Genomic DNA, 23282 nt, shown 5'->3' on the forward strand with positions numbered 1-23282 from the left:
TACGCCGGACCCTGTGGGAGCGGGCTTGCTCCCACAGGTGACGGTGAAGCGGCTTAGTTATGCGCGTGCAGTGCTTCGTTCAGCTCGATGGCCGACTTGTGGGTCTTGCATTCCACTGCGCCGGTTTCGGAGTTGCGACGGAACAACAGGTCGGGCTGGCCGGCCAGGTCGCGGGCCTTGACCACTTTGACCAGTTGGTTGTTCTCATCCAGCAGCGCCACTTTGGTGCCGGCGGTCACGTACAGGCCCGACTCCACGGTATTGCGGTCGCCCAACGGGATACCGATACCGGCGTTGGCGCCGATCAGGCAGCCTTCGCCAACCTTGATCACGATGTTGCCACCGCCCGACAGGGTGCCCATGGTCGAGCAACCGCCGCCCAGGTCCGAGCCCTTGCCGACGAACACGCCTGCCGAGACACGGCCTTCGATCATGCCCGGGCCTTCGGTGCCGGCGTTGAAGTTGACGAAACCTTCGTGCATCACGGTGGTGCCTTCGCCCACATAGGCGCCCAGGCGCAGACGGGCGGCATCGGCAATGCGCACGCCGGCCGGGACAACGTAGTCGGTCATCTTCGGGAATTTGTCCACCGAGAACACTTCCAGCAGCTCGCCACGCAGGCGGGCTTCGAGCTGGTGCTCGGCCAGTTCGCTCAGGTCAATCGCGCCCTGGCTGGTCCAGGCCACGTTTGGCAACAGCGGGAAGATGCCGGCCAGGTTCAGGCCGTGGGGCTTGACCAGGCGATGGGACAACAGGTGTAGCTTGAGGTAGGCCTCGGGGGTGGAACTCAGTGGCGCGTCTTCAGCCAGCAGGGTGGCGACCAGCGGCTTGTGGCTTTCGGCCAGGCGGGTCAGCAGCGCGGCTTGCGCGGCATCGACGCCCTTGAGCGCGTCTGCCAATTGCGAAGCCTGGGTGGTGGTGAAGGTGATGGCCTGGTTGCCTTCGCTGTAGCCAAGGATCGGCGCGACGGCGGCGACGATATCAGCCGATGGCTTGAGCAGTGGCTGGGCGTAGAACACTTCCAGCCAGGCGCCTTCACGGTTTTGAGTGCCAACGCCGAAGGCCAGGCTGAACAGGGTAGTGGACATGAAATTACCTCTACAAAATGGGCTGGGCAGGCTTACTTGATTTCTGCCGCATAACTATCTGGCTTGAAGCCAATCAGGGTTCGGTCACCGAGATCGAGCACCGGGCGCTTGATCATCGAGGGTTGGGCGAGCATCAGTTCGATGGCTTTCGCTTGGTCGAGATCGGCTTTGCGTTCGTCGTCGAGTTTGCGAAAGGTCGTACCGGCCCGGTTCAACACCACTTGCCAGCCATGCTCGTCGCACCATTGGGTCAGGTGCTCACGGTCGATGCCGGCGCTCTTGTAGTCGTGGAAGTCGTAGCGTACAGCGTGTTCATCGAGCCAGGTGCGCGCTTTTTTCATCGTGTCACAGGCTTTGATGCCGAAAAGGTGCAACGTTTTGCTTGAATCGGTCAAGGAACTGCCCCCTTTGCAGGTGCTGGGAATAAAAGGTGAAGGATTATGCCATGACCGGATGGTTTCGCGACGGCTCAGGGTTGATTTGCGGTCTTTCAGAGTGGGAGGTACGCCTTCACGCCGGTGATCACCCCTTGCATGTCTTCAGAACCGAGGCGAGGGACAAAATACTCTCGGCCCTTGGATCTGGTCTTTTTATGCAGCTTGTCCAAACGCTCAAAACTCACGGTGTAAATCATGTCGCACTTCACCCACAGCTCTTTGTAACCATCGGACTGGAGCGGATTGGTGCGGAGCAAGTGATGCCAGTCGAGCTGAGTTTTTGGAGCCGTCGAAGATATCGGTACCACGGTACAGAGCTTGCGATGGTGTGTGGCTGTAGGGGATATCACTACGACCTTGCGTATCTTCAGCATTTCGGGAGCGACAAAGCCCCGTGTGAAGTCGCACAGAAGAACATCGCCTTGCTTGGGATGGTAATAGAGAGGCATTCCTTATCCTCATAAAAAGCAAAGCCGCCCGAAGGCGGCTTCAATCGACGCGCAGTTGAGCTTGCTTCGCCCTTTCTGCGCCGCTGGCTCAACCCCGAGAGGGACCCAGACTCCTGCCAGCTCTCGCTGGTGACGAGGTCGATTATGGCTATCGGAAATAGCGAACTCAAGCCAACTTGAACCCTCGTCACAGCGTTGCATGGCATGTGTCGGTGTATTAAGCCAACGAAATCAATGGCTTCACTTATCGGAGTTCGTTTTATTTCTTTTCTTGTCTGAGCAGGACATCGTGGTCTGACAGACGCGCCGAAGTTTCCGACAAGTTTTTAAGGTTGTCCGTCGGAAGCGAGGGCTCTAGCCTCTGGGTGTCGCTGCCAATTCAGCGACCGGACGTGAGAATCCGATTTCCCCTAGTAGGCGCGCAGGCGCCGACCATATAAAGTGCAGGCGCTTTTCGTCTGGGCATTATGTTATGGCGGCTGTGCGCGGGCATGCTTTGGCATGGCCGGGCTTCTAGGGGGTTCGGATTCTCACCCCGCGTACGGCTGCCACCTTCCAGTCCGTGAGAAGACTCGGTGGCGGCTTCTAATTCCCCTAGGAGCAATAACATGATCAAAGAAACGCCGAATCCTCCAAAACCAGCCACCACGTTCCCCTACGGCGACTATGCCCCCGAAAAACTGCAAGAAGCCGCTGATCGTGCGCTGGATCATTACCTCAAGCCTGACGGCGGCGAGTCAGACCCCAAGCCCTCGGTACAGTTGTTCACCGTGTCGGACAGCGTTGATACCGAAGCCATGCTAGCCAACCTCAGCGAAACCCTGGCCTCGGCCAATGCGATGCTCAACGACCTGGCGTTTGGCCTGGAGGGCTCGCGGCGGCATGTGGCGTTGGGGGTGGCGCAGATGATTGAGTTGGGAGCGTTGTTGGCGAACAAGGCTCTGGATCGGGTAGAGCTTCGGACCTGATGTAATAAGTGCCGACCTTATCGTGAGCCTGTTCGCCACGCGCTGCGCTGGCAAGCGTTGCCAGCGTCATTCCTGCGTCGTTCTGGTCGAGCGCACAATCAACGGCCGTGCGACTGGTATGCATCTACTTTGCTAGGGGCTTTTTGGTCGCTTTCTGGCTTCATTGCTTCGGCAATCTGCCAGGAAATAACACGGTTGAGCGCAGCCGCGGAAACCTCTTCGGCAATGCGTTGCTCGGCGAGGAAGTCATCAAAATCAGATCCAATATGCTTGTTCATTTGCGGTACCTCAGTCATCAGCGAAATGTATCGAAATAGGTGCATTGCGCAACTTTGGCGTCGCTGGGATTCTGTACGGGGTTCCTACTCTCAATGGAGGTCTGGATGCGGTAAGCGCTGCCGCCAGTGTTGGGGCGAGTCTGCTCGCAATGAGGCAATGTCAGACAGCGAAGATTGATGCCGGGTCAGAGAGCTCTTGTGGCAAGGGAGCTTGCTCCCTCGCCACAAGTTTAGTGTTCAACCGATACGTCCCATCATCCGCGACGCTGGATGAACGCCCGAATCCGCTCCGCCGCTTCCACGCATTCGGCCAATGGCGCGACCAGGGCCATGCGCACGCGGCCGGCGCCTGGGTTGACGCCATCCACGTCGCGGGACAGGTAGGAACCCGGCACCACGGTCACGTGTTCCTGTTCGAACAGGTCACGGCAGAACGCCGCATCGTCGCCCGCTACGTTTGGCCACAGGTAGAAACTGCCGTCGGGACGCTGCACGTCCAGCACCGGGCTGAGGATCTCCAGCACGGCGTCGAATTTCTCCCGGTACAGCGCACGGTTGGCGCGTACGTGCACTTCGTCGTTCCAGGCCGCGACGCTCGCCAGTTGGGTCTGAACCGGCATCGCGCAGCCGTGGTAGGTGCGGTACAGCAAGAAGCCCTTGAGGACATCTGTATCGCCGGCCACGAAACCTGAGCGTAAACCTGGCAGGTTGGAGCGCTTGGACAGGCTGTGGAACACCACGCAGCGTTTGAAGTCCTTGCGACCCAGTTCGACGCAGGCGCTGAGCAGGCCCGGCGGCGGGGTTTGTTCGTCGAAGTACAGTTCGCTGTAGCACTCATCCGCCGCGATCACGAAGTCGTACTCGTCGGCCAGGGCGATGAGTTTTTTCAGCACGTCCACAGGAATCAGCGCGCCGGTCGGGTTACCGGGCGAGCACAGGAACAGGATCTGGCAGCGTTTCCAGATGTCGGGCGAGACGGCATCGAAGTCCGGGTTGAAACCGTTTTCGTCCAGGCACGGCAGGTAATGCGGCTTGGCCCCGGCCAGGAACGCTGCGCCTTCGTAGATCTGGTAGAACGGGTTCGGGCTGACGACCAGGGCATCGTCGCCGCGGTTGACCACGGTCTGGGTGAAGGCGAAGAGCGCTTCGCGGGTGCCATTGACCGGCAGCACATGGCGCGCCGGGTCCAGCCAGCCGTTTGGCACGTTGAAGCGGCGCTCGCACCAGCCGGTGATGGCTTCGCGCAACTCCGGCAGGCCGAGGGTGGTCGGGTACACGGCCATTTTTTCCAGATTGCTGGCCAGGGCTTCAGCCACGAAACTTGGCGAACGGTGCTTGGGCTCGCCAATGGACAACGCGATCGGGCGCTTGTCCGGATTAGGCGTGACGCTGCCGAGCAGGGCGCGCAGTTTTTCGAACGGGTAGGGCTGGAGCTGGGACAGAGCGTTGTTCATTCGGAGCCTCGTTCAATGTGGGGGCGCCGCACCGCCGCTCCCACAGGGAAAAATGTGTTCGTTCAGATATTAATGCGCGTCAGGTGGCCATCGGGTTCCTGATTGACGCTCAAGTGCTGTTCCATTGCCTCCTGCAAGCGACTGCATAGGTGCGGATCGGACAGCGGCTGGTTATGCGCGTCGGTGATGAGAAAGACGTCTTCCACCCGCTCGCCGAGGGTAGCGATCTTGGCGTTCTGCAGTGACAGGTCGAACTCCAGGAATATGTGCCCGACCCGCGCCAGCAGGCCCGGGCGGTCCGGGGCGCTGAGTTCCAGCACCGTGACCTGGCGCTGGGCGTCGTTGTGGATCGTGACCTGGGGGGCGAAGGCGAAGTGCTTGAGCTGGCGCGGCACCCGGCGCTGGATGATGGTCGGGTAGTCCGCCGGGTTGCGCAGGGCTTCGGTGAGACCGTCGCGAATCTGTTTGATCCGTGCCGGGTTGTCACCAATCGAGTCGCCGTCGGTGTCGAGCACGATGTAGGTGTCGAGGGTGAACTGGCTGCTGGAGGTGATGATCCGGGCGTCGTGGATGTTGAGGTTGAGCTGGTCCATCGCGGCCACGGTCACGGCAAAGAAATCATGCTGGTCCGGTGCGTAGATGAAGATCTGGGTGCCACCCTCGAACTCGCGCTGGGTGGTTTCCTTGATCAGTACCAGGGGGCCTGCGTCGGCCGGTTGCTGGAGGATCGCGTCGCTGTGCCAGGCCACGTCGCCGGCGGTATGGCGCAGGAAGTAGTCATCGCCCAGTTGCGACCAGAGCTGCTCGACATCGTCCGGATCGGTACCGCCGCGTACCAGGATGTCCAGGGCGGCACTTTGGGTACGGCGGATCTGCTCCTCGCGATCGACCGGATTCTCCAGGCCGCGGCGCAAGGCACGCTTGGTCTCGGTGTAGAGCTGGCGCAACAGGCTGGCGCGCCAGGAGTTCCATAGGGTCGGGTTGGTGGCGTTGATGTCGGCCACCGTCAGCACATAGAGATAATCCAGGCGGGTCTCGTCGCCGACGATCTGGGCGAAGTCGTGGATCACTTGTGGGTCGGACAGGTCCTTGCGCTGGGCCGTGGTCGACATGAGCAAGTGGTTCTGTACCAGCCAGACGATCAGTCGGCTGTCCCAGGTAGGCAACTGGTGGCGTTGGCAGAACGCCTCCGCATCCACGGCGCCGACCTCCGAGTGGTCGCCCTGGCGGCCTTTGCCGATGTCGTGATACAGCCCCGCCATGTAGATCAGCTCGGGCTTGGGCAGCTTGCCCATGAGCTTGCTGGCCAGCGGGAATTTCTCCGACACCTGGGTGTACTGCAGTTTGCGCAGGTGTTTGATCAGGTTCAGCGTGTGGGCATCGACGGTATAGATGTGGAACAGGTCGTGCTGCATTTGCCCGACGATGAAACCAAACTCCGGCAGGTAGCGCCCCAGGATGCCGTAGCGGTTCATGCGCCGCAGGTTGCGGTGCACGCCGATCTTGCACTTGAACAGCTCGATGAACAGGCTGGTGTTGCGGATGTCGTGGCGGAAATCCTTATCGATCAGATGACGGTTTTCCCGCAGCAGGCGAATCGTGTCGGCGCGTACGCCCTTGATTTCCGGCTGCTGGGCCATGAGCACGAAGATTTCGAGCATGGCGAAGGGGGTGCGGCGGAACACATTGGCGTTGCGCGCCTCGATGTAGCCATCATGCAACTGGAAGCGTGAGTTGATCGGCTGCGGCGGTTCTTCATCTTCCGGGGCGAGGATGACTTCTTCGAAGTGCTGGATGATCAACTCGCTGAGCTGGGCGATGCTCATAACCACCCGATAGTACTGCTGCATGAAGTTTTCAATGGATTGCTTGGCATCCTGCCCGGTGAACCCCAGCAGGTCGGCAATCGAACGCTGGTGATCGAACAGCAAACGGTCTTCGGCGCGCCCGGCCAGCATGTGCAGGGCGTAGCGGACTTTCCACAGGAATTCCTGGGACGAGGCCAGCAGGGCGTTTTCGCTTTCCACTAGGAAACCTTCGCCCGCCAGGGCCCGCAGGTTCAGCGTGCCATATTGGCGGCGGGCCACCCAGAGGATCGTCTGGATGTCCCGCAGCCCGCCGGGCGAACCCTTGACGTTGGGTTCCAGGTTGTATTCGGTGTCGTTGTACTTGTGGTGCCGGGCCTTCTGTTCGGCGTGCTTGGCCAGGAAGAAGTCCTTGCTCGGCCACATATGCGCCGTGCTGGTCACCTCGAGCATGCGCTGGCGCAGGTGCTCGGGACCGGCGATGGTGCGGCTTTCCATCAGGTTGGTGATCACTGTCAGGTCGGCGCGGGCCTCGTCGGCACATTCCTGCACCGAACGCACGCTCTGGCCGACTTCCAGGCCGATGTCCCATAGCAGCGTCAGGAAACGCTCGATGGAGTCGCGGAAAACCTCATGATCGGCGTTGTCCAGCAAGATCAGCAGATCGATGTCGGAGTAGGGGTGCAGTTCGCCGCGGCCATAGCCGCCCACCGCCACCAGGGCGATGTCGGCGTCCAGGCTCCAGTTGAACTGCTCCCAGGCCTTCTGCAGGATGTTATCGACGAACCAGGCCCGGTCTTCGATCAATCGCCGAATGTCGCGACCATTGCGAAAACGCTGGTCGAGCACTTCGCGGGCCTGGCGGATCGCTTTCTTGAACGCCGGGATGGGGCTTGCCTTCAGGGCCAGTTCAGCCTGGAACTGGCCGCGGTCGAAGAGTTCGGGATCCACCTGCGGCATTGAATCGCTTTCCTTTCTATCTATAGGCTGGGTTCGGATCAGGCGGAAACGCGCGCAATAGTGTCATCGCTGCGCAGGGTGAAGATCTCGTAGCCGGTCTCGGTCACCAGCAGCGTGTGTTCCCACTGGGCAGACAGCTTGCGGTCCTTGGTGATGGCGGTCCAGCCGTCGCCCAGTACCTTGGTGTCGGCGCGCCCCTGGTTGATCATCGGCTCGATGGTGAAGGTCATGCCCGCTTGCAGCTCCATGCCGGTGCCGGCGCGGCCGTAGTGCAGGATCTGCGGTTCTTCGTGGAATACCTTGCCGATGCCATGGCCGCAGAATTCACGTACCACCGAGAAGCCGTTCTTCTGGGCGTGCTTCTGGATCACCTCGCCGATGTCGCCGAGGCGGCAGCCCGGTTTCACCAGTTCGATGGCCATGTACATGCATTCCTGGGTGACCTTCGACAGGCGCTGGGCCCACTCCGGGACGTTGCCGACATGGAACATGCGGCTGGTGTCGCCGTGGTAGCCGTCCTTGATGACGGTGACGTCGATGTTCAGGGTGTCGCCATCCTTCAACGGTTTTTCGTTGGGGATGCCGTGGCAGACCACGTGGTTGATCGAGGTGCAGATCGACTTCGGGAAGCCTTTATAGTTGAGCGGGGCCGGGATCGCCTTCTGCTCGTTGACGATATAGTCGTGGCAGATGCGGTCCAGCTCCTCGGTGGTGACGCCCGGCTTGACATAGTCGGCAATCATTTCCAGCACTTCGGCGGCGAGTTTGCCGGCGACGCGCATTTTTGCGATGTCCTCGGGGGTCTTGAGGGTAACGGTCATACAGGCTCTCTCTGCGCCCGACGGCGCTGTTCAAAACGGAATGGGCGGCGGAGGATGAGTCCCGTGGCCCTGAAAGTGCCGATTCTAACAGACGATCGGCGCAAAGAGCTCTATGGCTGGAACTCTATGGTGAAGGGGCAAATCCCCTCGCCATGGAGGAATTCAGAATCCATGTTCCGTTTTCTCCCTTGCTGTGGTATAAAATGCGCCGCTTTCCGGGGATGACCCCGCAAGCTTAAATCCACACACGTGTCGACACGATGACCTGGGTGCCTTTGGCTTATATATAGCCTCTGGTTGGTCATTGGGATACGTGGAGGCCAAACCCGACTTATCAAGGAACTATCATGTCCCAAGTCAACATGCGCGATATGCTGAAGGCCGGTGTGCACTTCGGTCACCAGACCCGTTACTGGAACCCGAAAATGGGCAAGTACATTTTCGGCGCGCGTAACAAGATCCACATCATCAACCTTGAAAAAACCCTGCCAATGTTCAACGAAGCACTGACCTTCGTAGAGCGCCTGGCCCAGGGCAAAAACAAGATTCTGTTCGTCGGCACCAAGCGTTCCGCTGGCAAGATCGTTGCTGAAGAAGCAGCACGTTGCGGTTCGCCGTACGTCGATCACCGCTGGTTGGGCGGCATGCTGACCAACTTCAAGACCATTCGCGCTTCCATCAAGCGTCTGCGTGACCTTGAAGTCCAGTCCGAAGACGGCACTTTCGCCAAGCTGACCAAGAAAGAAGCGCTGATGCGCACTCGCGATCTTGAAAAGCTGGACCGTTCCCTGGGCGGTATCAAGGACATGGGCGGTCTGCCTGACGCACTGTTCGTGATCGACGTTGATCACGAGCGCATCGCGATCACCGAAGCCAACAAGCTGGGCATCCCGGTCATCGGCGTTGTCGATACCAACAGCAGCCCGGAAGGCGTTGACTACATCATCCCAGGCAACGATGACGCCATCCGCGCCATCCAGCTGTACATGGGTTCGATGGCTGACGCTGTTATCCGTGGTCGCAATAACGTTCAAGGCGGCACCGAAGTCTTCGCTGAAGAAGCTCCGGCAGCAGCCGCTGAGTAATTGACGCCCTGGCGTTGACTCAGTAAGCAAAAAGGGGGCTTGGCCCCCTTTTTGCCACCTCGAAAACCATTCGTCGCCCGCGCAATTGCCTGTTTGTAATCTGCCGAGGCCTATAAACAGTGGTTTTCAGGAAGAATTGATCGCCCGTTCGGTCGGGTGGAATGGTTGAAAACCTATCCAAGAGGATTTTGAAATGGCAGAGATTACTGCAGCGTTGGTCAAAGAACTGCGCGAGCGTACCGGCGAAGGCATGATGGATTGCAAGAAGGCCCTGACCAAGGCTGGCGGCGACATCGAGAAAGCCATTGATGACATGCGTGCTTCGGGCGCCATCAAGGCTGCCAAGAAAGCAGGCAACGTTGCCGCTGAAGGCGCCATCGCCATCAAGGACGACGGCAAGGCCGCCGTTCTGCTGGAAGTCAACTCCCAGACCGACTTCCTGGCTCTGCAGGACGACTTCAAGGCATTCGTCGCTGCCAGCGTCGAGAAAGCCTTCGCTGACAAACTGACCGACGCAGCTCCGCTGATCGAAGCTCAGGAAGCAGCTCGCCTGGTCCTGGTAGGCAAGACTGGCGAAAACGTCAACATCCGTCGTCTGACTCGCGTTGAAGGTGACGTGGTTGGTACTTACCTGCACGGTAACAAGATCGGTGTTGCTGTTGTCCTCAAGGGCGGTTCTGCTGAACTGGCCAAGGACATCGCCATGCACGTAGCTGCCAGCAACCCTGAGTTCCTGCTGCCATCGCAAGTGTCCGCTGAAGCTATCGAACGCGAAAAAGCCGTGTTCCTGCAGCTCAACGAAGACAAGATGAAAGGCAAGCCTGCCGAAATCGTTGAAAAAATGATCGGTGGCCGTATCAGCAAGTTCCTGGCCGAAGCCAGCCTGGTTGAGCAAGCCTTCGTCAAGGATCCAGAAATCACCGTGGGTGCCCTGGCCAAGAAGGGCGGCGCTGAAATCGTTTCCTTCACTCGCTTCGCCGTAGGTGAAGGCATCGAGAAACCGGTCGACAACTTCGCTGAAGAAGTTGCTGCCCAGGTAGCTGCTGCCAGCAAGCAATAAGACGGTTTTTTCAACTGTCGCCCAGAAGAGGCTGCCCGCTCACGCGCGCAGCCTCTTTTTGGATGAGGATGCCGATTTTTATTGGTTTCCTGTCGGAACTGGCTTACAAAGCCGTGTTCCGATGGCGCTGTGTCAGCGTCAAATGACTGTGAACGCGGGCTGCAAACAGCTTGCACAGAATTTTCGAAAAAATACGCCGCAGGAGAGATTCGCAATGGCTCAGCAGGGCAGTGGTTATCAGGCTCGCTATAAACGCATTCTACTCAAGCTTAGCGGCGAGGCCCTGATGGGCTCGGAAGAGTTCGGGATCGATCCGAAAGTGCTCGATCGCATGGCCCTGGAAGTCGGCCAGTTGGTCGGAATAGGTGTCCAGGTCGGCCTGGTCATCGGTGGTGGCAACCTGTTCCGCGGTGCGGCGCTGAGCGCGGCCGGCATGGATCGGGTCACGGGCGACCACATGGGCATGCTGGCCACTGTGATGAACGCCCTCGCTATGCGTGATGCGCTGGAGCGTGCCAATATCTCGGCCATCGTGATGTCGGCCATTTCCATGGTCGGCGTGACGGACCACTACGACCGTCGCAAGGCGATGCGTCACCTCAACTCCAAGGAAGTGGTGATTTTCGCCGCCGGTACCGGTAATCCGTTCTTCACCACGGATTCGGCTGCCTGCCTGCGAGCGATCGAGATCGATGCCGATGTCGTGCTCAAGGCCACCAAGGTCGATGGTGTCTACACTGCTGACCCGTTCAAGGACCCGCATGCCGAGAAGTTCGATCATCTGACCTACGATGAAGTGCTGGATCGCAAGCTGGGTGTCATGGACCTGACGGCTATCTGCCTGTGCCGCGACCACAAGATGCCGCTGCGCGTCTTTAATATGAACAAGCCCGGTGCCCTGCTGAACATCGTCCACGGCGGCGCCGAAGGAACACTGATCGAGGAAGTCCAGCAATGATCAACGAAATCAAGCAAGACGCTGAACAGCGCATGAAGAAATCCCTGGAGTCCCTGGCCCACAACTTCGGTCGCATCCGCACCGGCCAGGCGCACCCCAGCATCCTTGAAGGCGTGATGGTGCCGTACTACGGCGCCGATACCCCGATCAAGCAAGTGGCCAACATCACCGTCAAGGACGCTCGTACCCTGCAGGTGGTGGCCTTCGAGCGCAACATGCTCGCCGCTGTCGACAAGGCCATTGGCAGTGCCGGCCTGAACCTGAACCCGACCAACCTGGGTGAACTGCTGTTGATCTCCATGCCGGCCCTGACCGAGGAAACCCGCAAGGGCTTCACCAAGCAGGCCCGTGATGTGGCGGAAGACGCTCGTGTTGCTGTGCGCAACATTCGTCGGGATGCCAACAGCTCCCTCAAGGACCTGGTCAAGGAAAAGGAAATCAGCGAAGACGAAGAGCGCCGCGCCACAGGCGAGATCGACGACCTGACCAAGAAGTACGTGGCTAGGATCGACGCCGATCTGGCCCAGAAAGAAAAAGACCTGATGGCCGTATAAGGGTCTCGCTTTCATGGAAAAGACCAAGCAGGCCGTGTCGTTCGCGGTGCCGCGCCACGTGGCGATCATCATGGATGGGAATAACCGCTGGGCGAAGAAGCGTTTTCTGCCTGGGGTTGCCGGGCACAAGGCCGGGGTCGATGCGGTGCGCGCGGTCATTGAAGTGTGCGCCGAGGCCGGTGTCGAGGTGTTGACCCTGTTCGCTTTCTCCAGCGAAAACTGGCAGCGCCCTGCCGATGAGGTCAGTGCCTTGATGGAGCTGTTCCTCAAGGCCTTGCGTCGTGAGGCCAAGCGCCTCAACGAGAACAAGATCAGCCTGCGCATCATCGGCGATCGCTCGCGCTTCCATCCTGAGCTACAGGCTGCGATGCGCGAAGCCGAGGCCGCGACGGCGGGTGCCGACCGCTTTGTCCTGCAGATCGCCGCCAACTACGGCGGTCAGTGGGACATTGCCCAGGCGGCCCAGCGGCTGGCGCGGGAAGTCCAGGCCGGCCATCTGCGGCCGGAGGATATCAGTCCCGAGCTGTTGCAGACTTGTCTGGCGACGGGCGACTTGCCGTTGCCGGACCTGTGCATCCGCACCGGTGGTGAGCACCGCATCAGCAATTTCCTGCTTTGGCAGCTGGCCTACGCCGAGCTGTATTTCTCCGACCTGTTCTGGCCGGACTTCAAACACGAAGCCATGCGCACCGCACTGGCCGATTTCGCTTCCCGTCAGCGTCGTTTCGGTAAAACGAGCGAGCAGATCGAAGCTGGAGCCGGGGTTTAATGCTCAAACAACGAATCATTACAGCGCTTATCCTGTTGCCTATCGCCTTGGGCGGGTTCTTCTTGCTCGAAGGGGCGAACTTCGCCCTGTTCATCGGGCTGGTCGTGACGCTGGGGGCATGGGAGTGGGCGCGGCTGGCGGGTTTTCCCACGCAGTCGGCGCGCGTGGCCTATGCCGCTGCCGTGGCGGCGATGCTGTTCATCCTGTACCTGGTACCGGGGCTCGCACCTTGGGTGCTGGGGGCTGCCGTCTTGTGGTGGTCCGCGGCGACCTTCCTGGTCTTGACCTATCCACGGACCTCGCACCATTGGGCCAACACCGCCACCAAGCTGTTGATTGGCCTGCTGATCCTGCTACCTGCCTGGCAAGGGCTCATCTGGATCAAGCAAGGTGTGCTCGGTAACTGGCAGATCATGGCTGTGATGATTCTGGTCTGGGGCGCCGATGTCGGGGCCTATTTCTCCGGCAAGGCCTTTGGCAAGCGCAAGCTTGCACCCAAGGTCAGCCCTGGCAAGAGCTGGGAAGGGGTCTATGGCGGGCTTGCCCTCAGCCTGGTGATCACCACCGTGGTCGCTTTCGTACGGGATTGGACGGTCGCCCAGTTGTTCATGGGGTTGATTGGCGCCGCGCTCATCGTGTTCGTGTCGGTCGTCGGCGACCTGACCGAGAGCATGTTCAAGCGCCAGTCCGGCATCAAGGACAGCAGTAACCTCTTGCCAGGGCACGGCGGCGTGCTCGATCGCATCGACAGCCTGACCGCGGCGGTACCGATCTTCGCCGTGCTGCTGTGGATGGCGGCATCGTGAATCGTCCCCAGCAGATCACCGTCCTGGGGGCGACCGGTTCGATTGGCCTGAGTACGCTTGACGTCATTGGCCGGCACCCGGAGCGCTACCAGGTGTTTGCCCTTAGCGGTTACTCGCGTCTGAGTGAATTGCTGGCCTTGTGTATACGGCATGTGCCGCAGTTCGCCGTGGTGCCTCAGGCGGGCTTGGCGCGGACGCTGCAGGGTGATCTGCGCGCCGCCGGCTTGTCCACGCAGGTACTGGTGGGGGAGGAGGGGTTGTGCCAGGTGGCTGCCGACCCACGGGTCGACGCGGTGATGGCGGCGATTGTCGGTGCTGCGGGCTTGCGTCCGACGCTGGCCGCCGTGGAGGCTGGCAAGAAGATCCTCCTGGCCAATAAAGAAGCGCTGGTAATGTCTGGCGCGCTGTTCATGCAGGCGGTGCGCAAGAGTGGTTCGGTGTTGCTGCCCATCGACAGCGAGCACAACGCGATTTTTCAATGCATGCCGCAGGACTTTTCCCGTGGCCTGGGCGCGGTGGGCGTTCGTCGGATCCTCCTGACAGCCTCCGGCGGCCCGTTCCGACAGACACCGCTGGAAGAGCTGACGCATGTTTCGCCCGAACAGGCGTGTGCGCATCCCAACTGGTCCATGGGCCGCAAGATTTCCGTGGACTCGGCGAGCATGATGAACAAGGGGCTGGAGCTGATCGAGGCGTGCTGGCTGTTCGATGCCAAGCCGTCCCAGGTCGAGGTCGTGGTCCATCCGCAGAGCGTTATCCACTCCCTGGTGGACTATGTCGACGGTTCGGTGCTGGCCCAGTTGGGTAACCCGGATATGCGCACCCCGATTGCCAACGCGCTGGCCTGGCCGGAGCGGATTGACTCGGGTGTAGCGCCGTTGGACTTGTTCGCCATTGCCCGCCTGGATTTCCAGGCCCCTGATGAACTGCGTTTCCCTTGCCTGCGCCTGGCGCGACAGGCGGCCGAGGCGGGCGGCAGTGCGCCGGCCATGCTCAATGCCGCTAATGAGGTGGCGGTTGCGGCGTTTCTCGACGGACGTGTCCGTTATCTCGAGATCGCGAGTATGATCGAGGAAGTCTTGAATCTCGAGGCGGTTGTTTCGGTCGACGATCTCGACACGGTATTCACGGCCGACGCCAGGGCTCGTGAGCTGGCCGGCCAGTGGTTGAAGCGCCACGGGCGTTGAAACTGCGGTACGTTAGCCAGGGCTGCCCTGGACAGGATTGCGGAGAAAACTGATGAGCGCGCTCTATATGATTGTCGGCACCCTGGTTGCGCTGGGGGTGTTGGTCACTTTTCACGAATTCGGTCATTTCTGGGTCGCGCGTCGCTGTGGCGTCAAGGTGCTGCGCTTTTCCGTCGGCTTCGGCATGCCGCTACTGCGCTGGCATGACAAGACTGGCACGGAGTTCGTCGTGGCGGCGATCCCGCTGGGCGGCTACGTGAAGATGCTCGATGAGCGTGAAGGCGAAGTGCCCGCCGATCTGCTCGATCAATCGTTCAATCGCAAGTCCGTCCGGCAGCGCATCGCCATCGTGGCGGCGGGGCCCATCGCTAATTTCCTGCTGGCCATGGTGTTTTTCTGGGCGCTGGCCATGTTGGGCAGCGAGCAGGTGCGCCCGGTCATCGGTGCGGTCGAGGTCGGCAGCGTCGCGGCACGGGCCGGGTTGGGGGCGGGACAGGAAATCGTTGCGATCGATGGCGAGCCGACGTCGGGATGGGCGGCGGTCAACCTGCAACTGGTGCGTCGCCTGGGTGAGAGCGGTTCGTTGCAATTGATAGTGCGCGAGCAGGGCTCCACGGTGGATTCGCCCCGGGAACTGGTGTTGGATAATTGGCTCAAGGGGGCTGACGAGCCGGACCCGATTCGTTCCCTGGGCATACGCCCATGGCGTCCCGCGCTGCCGCCGGTGCTGGCCGAGCTCGATCCGAAAGGCCCGGCCCAGGCTGCGGGCCTGAAGACCGGTGACCGGCTGCTGGCATTCGATGGGCAATCGGTCAGCGACTGGCAGCAAGTGGTCGACTTGGTTCGTGTACGTCCTGATACCAAAATTGTGCTGCGCGTTGAGCGTGACGGTGTTCCAATCGACGTCCCGGTCACCCTGGCCGTCCGTGGCGAAAGCAAGGCGCCGACCGGCTACCTGGGGGCGGGTGTCAAGGCCGTCGAATGGCCGCCGGAAATGGTGCGCGAGGTCAGCTTTGGCCCCGTGGCGGCGATTGGCGAGGGGGCGCGTCGCACTTGGAACATGAGTGTCCTGACCCTCGACTCGCTCAAGAAAATGTTGTTCGGCGAGCTCTCGGTAAAAAACTTGAGTGGACCGATAACCATTGCTAAAGTGGCGGGCGCTTCTGCCCAGTCGGGCGTTGCCGATTTCCTGAATTTCCTTGCTTATCTGAGCATTAGCCTGGGAGTTCTGAATTTGCTGCCCATTCCTGTACTCGATGGGGGGCATTTGCTGTTTTATCTGATCGAGTGGGCGCGTGGTCGTCCCTTGTCGGATCGGGTGCAAGGTTGGGGGGTACAGATCGGTATCAGCTTGGTGGTCGGGGTCATGCTGCTTGCCTTGGTCAACGATCTGGGTCGCCTGTAACGCTTCGCTGAATTGCGAACCTGCCGCATTTTGCGGCAGTTTGTTTATTGCCAGTTGGAATAAGAAAGGACTTCATGAAACGTCTGCTGCTAACTGCGGTTCTCACCGTATTGATGATCGCCGAAGTTCACGCCGAGTCCTTCACTATCTCTGATATTCGCGTCAACGGCCTCCAGCGGGTTTCCGCGGGTAGCGTCTTTGGTGCCTTGCCGTTGAACGTCGGCGAGCAGGCGGATGATCGGCGCCTGGTGGAATCCACTCGTGCGTTGTTCAAGACCGGCTTCTTTCAAGATATCCAGCTGGGCCGTGACGGCAATGTCCTGGTCATCACCGTAGTCGAGCGCCCGTCGGTCGCCAGTATCGAGATCGAAGGCAACAAGGCCATCTCCACTGAAGACCTGATGAAAGGCCTCAAGCAATCGGGCCTGGCCGAAGGCGAGATCTTCCAGCGAGCCACCCTCGAAGGCGTGCGTAACGAACTGCAGCGCCAGTATGTGGCCCAGGGCCGCTACTCGGCCACCGTCGACACCGAAGTGGTGCCGCAGCCGCGCAACCGCGTCGCCCTGAAGGTCAACATCAACGAAGGCACCGTGGCGGCCATCCAGCACATCAACGTGGTGGGCAACACCGTATTCCCCGAAGAAGACCTCACCGACCTGTTCGAGCTCAAGACCACCAACTGGCTGTCGTTCTTCAAGAACGACGACAAATACGCCCGTGAAAAACTCTCCGGTGACCTGGAGCGTCTGCGTTCCTACTACCTGGACCGTGGCTACATCAACATGGACATCGCTTCGACCCAGGTGTCCATCACTCCGGACAAGAAGCACGTCTACATCACCGTCAACGTCAACGAAGGCGAGAAGTACACCGTTCGTGACGTCAAGCTCAGCGGTGACCTGAAGGTACCGGAAGAGCAGGTCAAGTCACTGTTGCTGGTGCAGAAAGGCCAGGTGTTCTCGCGCAAGCTGATGACCACCACGTCCGAACTGATCACCCGCCGCCTGGGTAACGAAGGCTACACCTTCGCCAACGTCAACGGCGTGCCACAGCCCCACGATGACGACCATACCGTCGACATCACCTTCGCCGTGGACCCGGGCAAGCGTGCCTACGTGAACCGCATCAACTTCCGTGGCAACACCAAGTCCGAAGACGAAGTGCTGCGCCGTGAAATGCGCCAGATGGAAGGTGGCTGGGCGTCGACCTACCTGATCGACCAGTCCAAGACCCGTCTGGACCGCCTGGGCTTCTTCAAGGAAGTCAACGTCGAGACCCCGGCCGTACCGGGCGTCGATGACCAGGTCGATGTGAACTACAGCGTCGAGGAGCAGGCTTCCGGCTCGATCACCGCCAGTGTCGGTTTCGCCCAGAGCGCCGGCCTGATCCTCGGTGGCTCCATCACCCAGAACAACTTCCTGGGTACCGGTAACAAGGTCAGCATCGGCTTGACCCGCAGCGAATACCAGACCCGGTACAACTTCGGTTTCGTGGACCCCTACTGGACTGCCGACGGTGTGAGCCTGGGCTACAACGCCTTCTATCGCACCACCGACTATGACGAACTCGATTCCGATATCTCCAGTTATGCGGTAGACAGCTACGGTGTGGGCGCCAACGTGGGCTACCCGATCAGCGAAACCTCGCGCCTGACCTTCGGCCTCACTGCCCAGCAGGACAAGATCAACACCGGTCGCTACACCGTCGACGAGATCTTCGACTTCGTGAACAAGGAAGGCGACAGCTACCTGAACTTCAAAGCGTCGGCCGGCTGGTCCGAATCGACCCTGAACAAAGGCGTGCTGGCGACCCGTGGTCATTCCCAGAGCCTGGTGTTCGAAACCACCACGCCGGGCAGCGACCTGTCGTTCTTCAAGCTCGATTATCGCGGCCAGCTGTTCCAGCCGCTGACCGACAACTACACCATGCGCTTCCACACCGAACTGGGCTATGGTGATGGCTACGGTTCCACCGACGGGCTGCCGTTCTATGAGAACTACTATGCCGGTGGTTTCAACTCGGTACGTGGCTTCAAGGACAGCACCCTTGGTCCACGCAGTACGCCGAGTCAGGGCACCAACCCAGGTACGGTGAAAGATCCAGATCAAGATCCGTTGCCGTTCGGCGGTAACGTGCTGATCCAAGGGGGGATGGAAGTCCTGTTTCCGATGCCGTTCGTCAAGGATCAACGCTCCCTACGTACCTCGGTATTCTGGGATGTGGGTAACGTATTTGACTCCAAGTGTGAAAACACCACCAACGCCAACGGCACCAAGTCCAACACTCAGTGCAACGACATCAGCCTGAGCAACATGGCCAGTTCCGTCGGTGTGGGCGTGACCTGGGTCACCGCGCTGGGGCCTTTGAGCTTCGCGTTGGCCATGCCGATCAAGAAACCGGATGACGCTGAAACCCAAGTGTTCCAATTCTCTCTCGGCCAGACGTTCTAAGCGTCTGCCCCATGACAACGACAATGGATTTTGTAGGAGTGCATCGTGCGTAAGTTGACTCAATTGGTTCTCCTGGCGACCGTCCTGGTCGCAGGTCCGGCTTTTGCCGACATGAAGATCGCCGTTCTGAACTATCAGATGGCTCTGCTGGAGTCCGATGCGGCGAAGAAATACGCTGTGGACGCCGAGAAGAAGTTCGGTCCGCAACTGACCAAGCTCAAGGGCCTGGAAAGCAGCGCGAAGGGCATCCAGGATCGCCTGGTATCCGGTGGCGACAAGATGGCCCAGGGCGAGCGTGAGCGCCTGGAGCTTGAATTCAAGCAAAAGGCCCGTGACTTCCAGTTCCAGTCCAAGGAATTGAACGAAGCGAAGGCTGTTGCCGACCGTGAAATGCTCAAGCAGCTCAAGCCAAAACTCGACAGCGCCGTGGAAGAAGTCATCAAGAAAGGTGGTTTCGACCTGGTGTTGGAGCGCGGCGCCGTGATCGATGTCAAACCTCAGTACGACATCACGCGCCAGGTTATCGAGCGCATGAATCAGCTGAAGTAATCCATGACAGCGACTATCCAGCTCGGCCAATTGGCCGAGTTCCTCGGCGCTACCCTACGTGGCGACCCGCAGAAGGCAATTACTGGGCTAGCCACTTTGCAAGAGGCTGGCCCAGCTCAGTTGAGCTTTCTGGCAAATCCTCAATATCGCAAGTACCTGGCCGACAGCCGGGCCGCCGCGCTGCTGCTCAAGGCGGCTGATGCCGAAGGGTTCGCTGGCGACGCGCTGATCGTGCCCGATCCGTACCTGGCCTATGCGCGGATCTCCCATTTGTTCGATCCCAAGCCCAAATCGACCGCCGGCGTGCATGCCAGTGCGGTGATTGCGGCGGATGCGGTGGTCGACCCCACGGCCAGCATCGGCCCCTGTGTCGTCATCGAAAGTGGCGCGCGGATCGGCGCCGGTGTGACGTTGGGCGCCCATTGCTTCATCGGCGCCCGCAGCGAGGTCGGCGAAGGTGGTTGGTTGGCTCCGCGGGTCACCCTGTACCACGATGTGCGCATCGGCAAGCGGGTGGTCATCCAGTCCGGCGCGGTGCTGGGCGGTGAAGGTTTCGGTTTCGCCAACGAGAAAGGCGTCTGGCAAAAGATCGCCCAGATCGGTGGTGTCACGGTGGGTGATGACGTGGAGATCGGTGTCAATACCGCCATCGACCGCGGCGCGCTGGCCGATACGATCATCGGCAATGGCGTCAAGCTCGATAACCAGATCCAGATCGCCCATAACGTCCAGGTCGGCGATCACACCGCCATGGCCGCCTGCGTGGGCATTTCCGGCAGCACCAAGATCGGCAGGCACTGCATGCTTGCCGGTGGCGTGGGGCTGGTGGGGCACATCGAGATCTGTGACAACGTTTTCCTCACCGGGATGACCATGGTGACCCACTCGATTACCGAGCCGGGTGCCTACTCTTCCGGTACGGCCATGCAGCCGGCGGCCGAATGGCGCAAGAGCGCGGCCCGCATCCGTCAGCTCGACGACATGGCGCGACGTCTGCGACAGCTGGAAAAGCGTGTAGGGGACGTGACCCCTGACGGTAATGCCTCATCAGATGGCTGATACCATTTCCATATCAAGTATGCACAGCCGTTAGGGCTTCTTGATTTGCTAGCGGAGTGCGCATCACCGGTGCGCTCCCAATCTTTACATAGGCTTCCCCCCGAAATGATGGACATCAACGAGATTCGCGAATACCTGCCTCACCGTTACCCGTTCCTGTTGGTGGACCGGGTAGTGGACCTTGATGTTGAAGGCCAGCGCATTCGCGCCTACAAGAATGTCAGCGTCAACGAACCGTTCTTCAATGGTCACTTTCCCGCGCATCCCATCATGCCGGGCGTGCTGATCATCGAGGCGATGGCTCAGGCTGCCGGGATCCTTGGTTTCAAAATGCTCGACGTAAAGCCTGCCGACGGCACGCTCTACTACTTCGTCGGCTCCGACAAACTGCGTTTCCGCCAGCCGGTCACGCCGGGCGATCAGTTGATCCTCGAAGCCAAGTTCATCAGTTGCAAGCGCCAGATCTGGAAGTTCGAATGCCAGGCTTCGGTCGACGGCAAGCCAGTCTGCTCCGCTGAGATCATCTGTGCGGAACGCAAGCTATGAGTTTGATTGACCCTCGCGCAATCATCGATTCGACGGCCGTCCTGGCCGCCGATGTCGAGGTCGGCCCGTGGTCGATCATCGGCGCAGGTGTGGAAATCGGCGAGGGTACGGTGATCGGTCCTCACGTAGTGCTCAAGGGACCGACCCGGATCGGCCGTCACAACCGCATCTACCAGTTTTCTTCGGTAGGCGAGGACACGCCCGACCTCAAGTACAAAGGTGAACCAACCCGCCTGGTCATTGGCGATCACAACGTGATCCGTGAAGGCGTGACGATTCACCGTGGAACCGTTCAGGATCGTTCCGAAACGACTCTGGGCGACCACAACCTGATCATGGCCTACGCTCACATCGGCCACGACAGTGTGATCGGCAACCATTGCATCCTGGTCAATAACACCGCACTGGCGGGCCATGTGCATGTGGACGACTGGGCGATCCTGTCCGGTTTCACCCTGGTGCACCAGTATTGCCACATTGGCGCCCACAGCTTTTCCGGCATGGGCACGGCCATTGGCAAGGACGTCCCGGCCTACGTCACCGTGTTCGGCAACCCGGCCGAAGCCCGTAGCATGAACTTCGAAGGCATGCGCCGCCGTGGCTTCAGCGAAGACGCCATTGGTGCGTTGCGCCGCGCCTACAAGGTCGTGTATCGCCAGGGCCTGACAGTCGAGCAGGCGCTCGCCGAACTGGCCGAAGCGTCGGAGCAGTACCCGGAAGTCGCCGTCTTTCGCGACTCCATCCAGTCGTCGACCCGCGGCATTACCCGTTAATCATGGCTAATTTGCGTATTGCGCTGGTGGCGGGAGAGGCTTCCGGCGATATCCTGGGCGCCGGTCTGATGCGGGCGCTCAAGGCACAGCATCCGGCGGTCGAGTTCATGGGCGTCGGCGGGCCGTTGATGGAAGCCGAGGGCATGGCGTCCTATTTCCCCATGGAGCGCCTTTCGGTAATGGGGCTGGTGGAAGTGCTCGGGCGCCTGCGGGAGTTGCTTGCCCGACGCAAGAAACTGATCGCGACGTTGATCGAAGAGAAGCCGGATGTGTTCATCGGCATCGATGCGCCGGATTTCACGCTCAACATCGAACTCAAATTGCGCCAGGCCGGTATCAAGACCGTGCACTACGTCAGTCCGTCGGTCTGGGCCTGGCGGCAAAAGCGTGTGCTGAAGATCCGCGAGGGCTGCGACCTGATGCTCACGCTGTTGCCGTTCGAAGCCAGGTTTTATGAAGAGAAGGGCGTGCCAGTGCGGTTTGTCGGCCACACCTTGGCCGATACCATTCCCCTGGAAGCTGATCGCGAAGCGGCGCGTCGGGCGCTGGGGCTGACCGATGGTCCGCTGGTGGCGCTGATGCCTGGCAGTCGTGGCGGCGAAGTGAGTCGCCTGGGTGGTCTGTTTTTCGATGCTGCCGAGCGCCTTCGGGCGATGCGCCCGGGGGTGCGCTTTGTCCTGCCGTGCGCCAGTGCGCAGCGTAGAGAGCAATTGGAAGCGCTGCTGGTCGGTCGCGATCTGCCGGTCACGTTACTCGATGGCCGCTCCCATGATGCATTGGCTGCCTGTGATGCAGTACTGATTGCCTCCGGCACGGCTACCCTTGAAGCATTGTTGTACAAGCGTCCGATGGTGGTTGCCTATCGCCTGGCGCCGCTGACCTTCTGGATCCTCAAGCGTATGGTCAAGAGTCCTTACGTTTCCTTGCCGAACCTGCTGGCCCAGCGCTTGCTGGTGCCGGAGTTGCTGCAGGATGCGGCGACCGCCGAGGCGCTGGCCAACACGCTTTCGCCGCTGATCGACGGTGGCGAGGAACAAACCCGCGGTTTTGACGAGATCCACCGGACCTTGCGTCGCGATGCTTCCAACCAGGCCGCAGACGCGGTATTGATCTTGATCGGCGCAAAACCATGAACCATTCGAAGCAGCAGATGGGCCTGGACTTCAATCTGGTCGCCGAGGTGGAAGAGTTGGTGGCCGGTGTCGACGAGGTCGGTCGCGGCCCATTGTGTGGCGCGGTGGTGACAGCGGCGGTGATCCTGGATCCCACTCGTCCGATTCTCGGCCTCAATGACTCCAAGAAACTCACCGAGGCCCGTCGCGAAAAACTCTACGACGAGATCTGCGAAAAAGCCTTGAGCTGGTGCATTGCCCGGGCCGAAGTCGAAGAGATCGACAAGCTCAATATCCTCCACGCCACCATGCTCGCCATGCAGCGTGCCGTGCAGGGCCTGCACATCACGCCGAAACTGGCGATGATCGACGGTAATCGCTGCCCGAAACTGTCGATGCGTGCCGAGGCGGTCGTCCAGGGCGACGCGAAGGTGCCGGCCATCGCCGCGGCCTCGATCCTGGCGAAGGTCAGTCGCGACCGCGAGATGGCGGCGTTCGAGTTGGTCTATCCGGGCTACGGCATTGGCAGTCACAAGGGCTACCCGACGCCCGTTCACCTCGAAGCCCTGGCACGCCTTGGGCCAACACCCATCCACCGGCGTTCGTTCGCCCCGGTGCGGCTGGCCTATGAGGCTCGTGAAGGGTTGATCGAAAGCTAAAGCCCGGTTGCAGGCTGATGTTTTACCCAAGGCCCGGTACAATCCGGGCC

At 60.3% G+C, this 23282-nt stretch carries 22 protein-coding genes and 1 pseudogene; 16 read left to right on the forward strand and 7 right to left on the reverse strand.

Features of this window, described 5'->3' with window-relative positions; genetic code table 11:
* Positions 1-53 precede the first annotated feature (53 nt).
* The 3 genes from dapD to N4Q37_RS07585 all read right to left on the reverse strand — a co-directional run bounded on the left by dapD (position 54) and on the right by N4Q37_RS07585 (position 1974).
* Positions 54-1088 (reverse strand): 2,3,4,5-tetrahydropyridine-2,6-dicarboxylate N-succinyltransferase, encoded by a 1035-nt coding sequence (gene dapD, locus N4Q37_RS07575; protein ID WP_260956568.1) that lies wholly within the window; start codon positions 1086-1088, stop codon positions 54-56.
* 32 nt (positions 1089-1120) lie between these two features.
* Positions 1121-1483 carry an ArsC family reductase gene (locus N4Q37_RS07580; RefSeq protein ID WP_260956570.1) on the reverse strand — a complete coding sequence of 121 codons (363 nt, stop codon included), beginning with the start codon at positions 1481-1483 and terminating at the stop codon, positions 1121-1123.
* A gap of 95 nt (positions 1484-1578) precedes the next feature.
* Positions 1579-1974 carry a type II toxin-antitoxin system PemK/MazF family toxin gene (locus N4Q37_RS07585; protein WP_260956572.1) on the reverse strand — a complete coding sequence of 132 codons (396 nt, stop codon included), beginning with the start codon at positions 1972-1974 and terminating at the stop codon, positions 1579-1581.
* A gap of 608 nt (positions 1975-2582) precedes the next feature.
* On the opposite strand from N4Q37_RS07585, the gene N4Q37_RS07590 reads away from it, so the two are divergent.
* Positions 2583-2942, forward strand: coding sequence for a DUF6124 family protein (locus tag N4Q37_RS07590; protein WP_260956574.1), 360 nt, complete (start codon positions 2583-2585; stop codon positions 2940-2942).
* 37 nt (positions 2943-2979) lie between these two features.
* On the opposite strand, the pseudogene N4Q37_RS07595 reads toward N4Q37_RS07590, so the two are convergent.
* The 4 genes and pseudogenes from N4Q37_RS07595 to map form a co-directional block, all read right to left on the reverse strand.
* Positions 2980-3220: pseudogene (locus N4Q37_RS07595) on the reverse strand (Fis family transcriptional regulator); the annotation flags it as partial.
* 254 nt (positions 3221-3474) lie between these two features.
* Entirely contained in the window at positions 3475-4674 is a 1200-nt protein-coding gene (gene dapC, locus N4Q37_RS07600) for a succinyldiaminopimelate transaminase (RefSeq protein WP_260956575.1), read from the reverse strand.
* A 62-nt stretch (positions 4675-4736) separates the two neighbouring features.
* Positions 4737-7439: a [protein-PII] uridylyltransferase gene (locus N4Q37_RS07605; protein ID WP_260956577.1), complete on the reverse strand. Its 2703-nt coding sequence runs from the start codon at positions 7437-7439 to the stop codon at positions 4737-4739.
* A 38-nt stretch (positions 7440-7477) separates the two neighbouring features.
* Positions 7478-8260, reverse strand: a complete 783-nt coding sequence (gene map, locus N4Q37_RS07610; protein ID WP_053118843.1) for a type I methionyl aminopeptidase — start codon at positions 8258-8260, stop codon at positions 7478-7480.
* Positions 8261-8607: 347 nt separating this feature from the next.
* Between map and rpsB the strand changes: the two genes are divergently transcribed.
* From rpsB to rnhB, 15 genes are all read left to right on the forward strand, one after another.
* A complete protein-coding gene (gene rpsB, locus N4Q37_RS07615; protein ID WP_033034560.1) occupies positions 8608-9345 on the forward strand; it encodes a 30S ribosomal protein S2 in 738 nt (245 codons plus the stop codon).
* 193 nt (positions 9346-9538) lie between these two features.
* On the forward strand, positions 9539-10405 hold the full coding sequence (gene tsf, locus N4Q37_RS07620; RefSeq protein ID WP_260956587.1) for a translation elongation factor Ts: 867 nt from the start codon (positions 9539-9541) through the stop codon (positions 10403-10405).
* Positions 10406-10619: 214 nt separating this feature from the next.
* Positions 10620-11363, forward strand: coding sequence for a UMP kinase (pyrH, locus tag N4Q37_RS07625; protein ID WP_003198235.1), 744 nt, complete (start codon positions 10620-10622; stop codon positions 11361-11363).
* Positions 11360-11917, forward strand: coding sequence for a ribosome recycling factor (frr, locus tag N4Q37_RS07630; protein WP_260956598.1), 558 nt, complete (start codon positions 11360-11362; stop codon positions 11915-11917). The genes pyrH and frr overlap by 4 nt, the downstream gene beginning before the upstream one ends.
* A 13-nt stretch (positions 11918-11930) precedes the next feature.
* The gene (gene uppS, locus N4Q37_RS07635) at positions 11931-12686 is read left to right on the forward strand and encodes a polyprenyl diphosphate synthase (protein WP_260956600.1); all 756 of its coding nucleotides are present in this window, start codon (positions 11931-11933) and stop codon (positions 12684-12686) included.
* Entirely contained in the window at positions 12686-13492 is an 807-nt protein-coding gene (locus tag N4Q37_RS07640) for a phosphatidate cytidylyltransferase (RefSeq protein WP_260956602.1), read from the forward strand. Before uppS ends, N4Q37_RS07640 begins: the two co-directional genes overlap by 1 nt.
* A complete protein-coding gene (gene ispC / locus N4Q37_RS07645; protein ID WP_260956604.1) occupies positions 13489-14679 on the forward strand; it encodes a 1-deoxy-D-xylulose-5-phosphate reductoisomerase in 1191 nt (396 codons plus the stop codon). Before N4Q37_RS07640 ends, ispC begins: the two co-directional genes overlap by 4 nt.
* Before the next feature lie 52 nt (positions 14680-14731).
* Positions 14732-16084 (forward strand): RIP metalloprotease RseP, encoded by a 1353-nt coding sequence (rseP, locus tag N4Q37_RS07650; RefSeq protein ID WP_260956606.1) that lies wholly within the window; start codon positions 14732-14734, stop codon positions 16082-16084.
* Between the two features lie 74 nt (positions 16085-16158).
* Complete coding sequence (bamA, locus tag N4Q37_RS07655) at positions 16159-18534, forward strand: outer membrane protein assembly factor BamA (protein ID WP_260956607.1); 2376 nt, start codon at positions 16159-16161, stop codon at positions 18532-18534.
* A gap of 45 nt (positions 18535-18579) precedes the next feature.
* Positions 18580-19083, forward strand: a complete 504-nt coding sequence (locus N4Q37_RS07660) for an OmpH family outer membrane protein (RefSeq protein WP_260956608.1) — start codon at positions 18580-18582, stop codon at positions 19081-19083.
* 3 nt (positions 19084-19086) lie between these two features.
* Complete coding sequence (lpxD, locus tag N4Q37_RS07665) at positions 19087-20142, forward strand: UDP-3-O-(3-hydroxymyristoyl)glucosamine N-acyltransferase (protein ID WP_260956609.1); 1056 nt, start codon at positions 19087-19089, stop codon at positions 20140-20142.
* 105 nt (positions 20143-20247) lie between these two features.
* Positions 20248-20688: a 3-hydroxyacyl-ACP dehydratase FabZ gene (gene fabZ / locus N4Q37_RS07670; protein ID WP_260956610.1), complete on the forward strand. Its 441-nt coding sequence runs from the start codon at positions 20248-20250 to the stop codon at positions 20686-20688.
* Entirely contained in the window at positions 20685-21461 is a 777-nt protein-coding gene (gene lpxA / locus N4Q37_RS07675) for an acyl-ACP--UDP-N-acetylglucosamine O-acyltransferase (protein ID WP_260956612.1), read from the forward strand. The genes fabZ and lpxA overlap by 4 nt, the downstream gene beginning before the upstream one ends.
* 2 nt (positions 21462-21463) lie before the next feature.
* Positions 21464-22594 (forward strand): lipid-A-disaccharide synthase, encoded by a 1131-nt coding sequence (gene lpxB, locus N4Q37_RS07680; protein ID WP_260956614.1) that lies wholly within the window; start codon positions 21464-21466, stop codon positions 22592-22594.
* Entirely contained in the window at positions 22591-23232 is a 642-nt protein-coding gene (gene rnhB / locus N4Q37_RS07685; protein WP_260956616.1) for a ribonuclease HII, read from the forward strand. Before lpxB ends, rnhB begins: the two co-directional genes overlap by 4 nt.
* The last annotated feature ends 50 nt before the right edge of the window (positions 23233-23282 follow it).

Source organism: Pseudomonas citri, from assembly GCF_025336485.1.
GTDB lineage: Bacteria > Pseudomonadota > Gammaproteobacteria > Pseudomonadales > Pseudomonadaceae > Aquipseudomonas > Aquipseudomonas citri.

What these genes read in the sequence shown, in the direction of transcription:
- dapD (WP_260956568.1), bottom strand. Translation starts at nt 1,088, where the DNA reads ATGTCCACTACCCTGTTCAGCCTGGCCTTCGGCGTTGGCACTCAAAAC.
- N4Q37_RS07585 (WP_260956572.1), bottom strand. Translation starts at nt 1,974, where the DNA reads ATGCCTCTCTATTACCATCCCAAGCAAGGCGATGTTCTTCTGTGCGAC.
- N4Q37_RS07590 (WP_260956574.1), top strand. Translation starts at nt 2,583, where the DNA reads ATGATCAAAGAAACGCCGAATCCTCCAAAACCAGCCACCACGTTCCCC.
- dapC (WP_260956575.1), bottom strand. Translation starts at nt 4,674, where the DNA reads ATGAACAACGCTCTGTCCCAGCTCCAGCCCTACCCGTTCGAAAAACTG.
- N4Q37_RS07605 (WP_260956577.1), bottom strand. Translation starts at nt 7,439, where the DNA reads ATGCCGCAGGTGGATCCCGAACTCTTCGACCGCGGCCAGTTCCAGGCT.
- map (WP_053118843.1), bottom strand. Translation starts at nt 8,260, where the DNA reads ATGACCGTTACCCTCAAGACCCCCGAGGACATCGCAAAAATGCGCGTC.
- rpsB (WP_033034560.1), top strand. Translation starts at nt 8,608, where the DNA reads ATGTCCCAAGTCAACATGCGCGATATGCTGAAGGCCGGTGTGCACTTC.
- tsf (WP_260956587.1), top strand. Translation starts at nt 9,539, where the DNA reads ATGGCAGAGATTACTGCAGCGTTGGTCAAAGAACTGCGCGAGCGTACC.
- pyrH (WP_003198235.1), top strand. Translation starts at nt 10,620, where the DNA reads ATGGCTCAGCAGGGCAGTGGTTATCAGGCTCGCTATAAACGCATTCTA.
- frr (WP_260956598.1), top strand. Translation starts at nt 11,360, where the DNA reads ATGATCAACGAAATCAAGCAAGACGCTGAACAGCGCATGAAGAAATCC.
- uppS (WP_260956600.1), top strand. Translation starts at nt 11,931, where the DNA reads ATGGAAAAGACCAAGCAGGCCGTGTCGTTCGCGGTGCCGCGCCACGTG.
- N4Q37_RS07640 (WP_260956602.1), top strand. Translation starts at nt 12,686, where the DNA reads ATGCTCAAACAACGAATCATTACAGCGCTTATCCTGTTGCCTATCGCC.
- rseP (WP_260956606.1), top strand. Translation starts at nt 14,732, where the DNA reads ATGAGCGCGCTCTATATGATTGTCGGCACCCTGGTTGCGCTGGGGGTG.
- bamA (WP_260956607.1), top strand. Translation starts at nt 16,159, where the DNA reads ATGAAACGTCTGCTGCTAACTGCGGTTCTCACCGTATTGATGATCGCC.
- lpxD (WP_260956609.1), top strand. Translation starts at nt 19,087, where the DNA reads ATGACAGCGACTATCCAGCTCGGCCAATTGGCCGAGTTCCTCGGCGCT.
- fabZ (WP_260956610.1), top strand. Translation starts at nt 20,248, where the DNA reads ATGATGGACATCAACGAGATTCGCGAATACCTGCCTCACCGTTACCCG.
- lpxA (WP_260956612.1), top strand. Translation starts at nt 20,685, where the DNA reads ATGAGTTTGATTGACCCTCGCGCAATCATCGATTCGACGGCCGTCCTG.
- lpxB (WP_260956614.1), top strand. Translation starts at nt 21,464, where the DNA reads ATGGCTAATTTGCGTATTGCGCTGGTGGCGGGAGAGGCTTCCGGCGAT.
- rnhB (WP_260956616.1), top strand. Translation starts at nt 22,591, where the DNA reads ATGAACCATTCGAAGCAGCAGATGGGCCTGGACTTCAATCTGGTCGCC.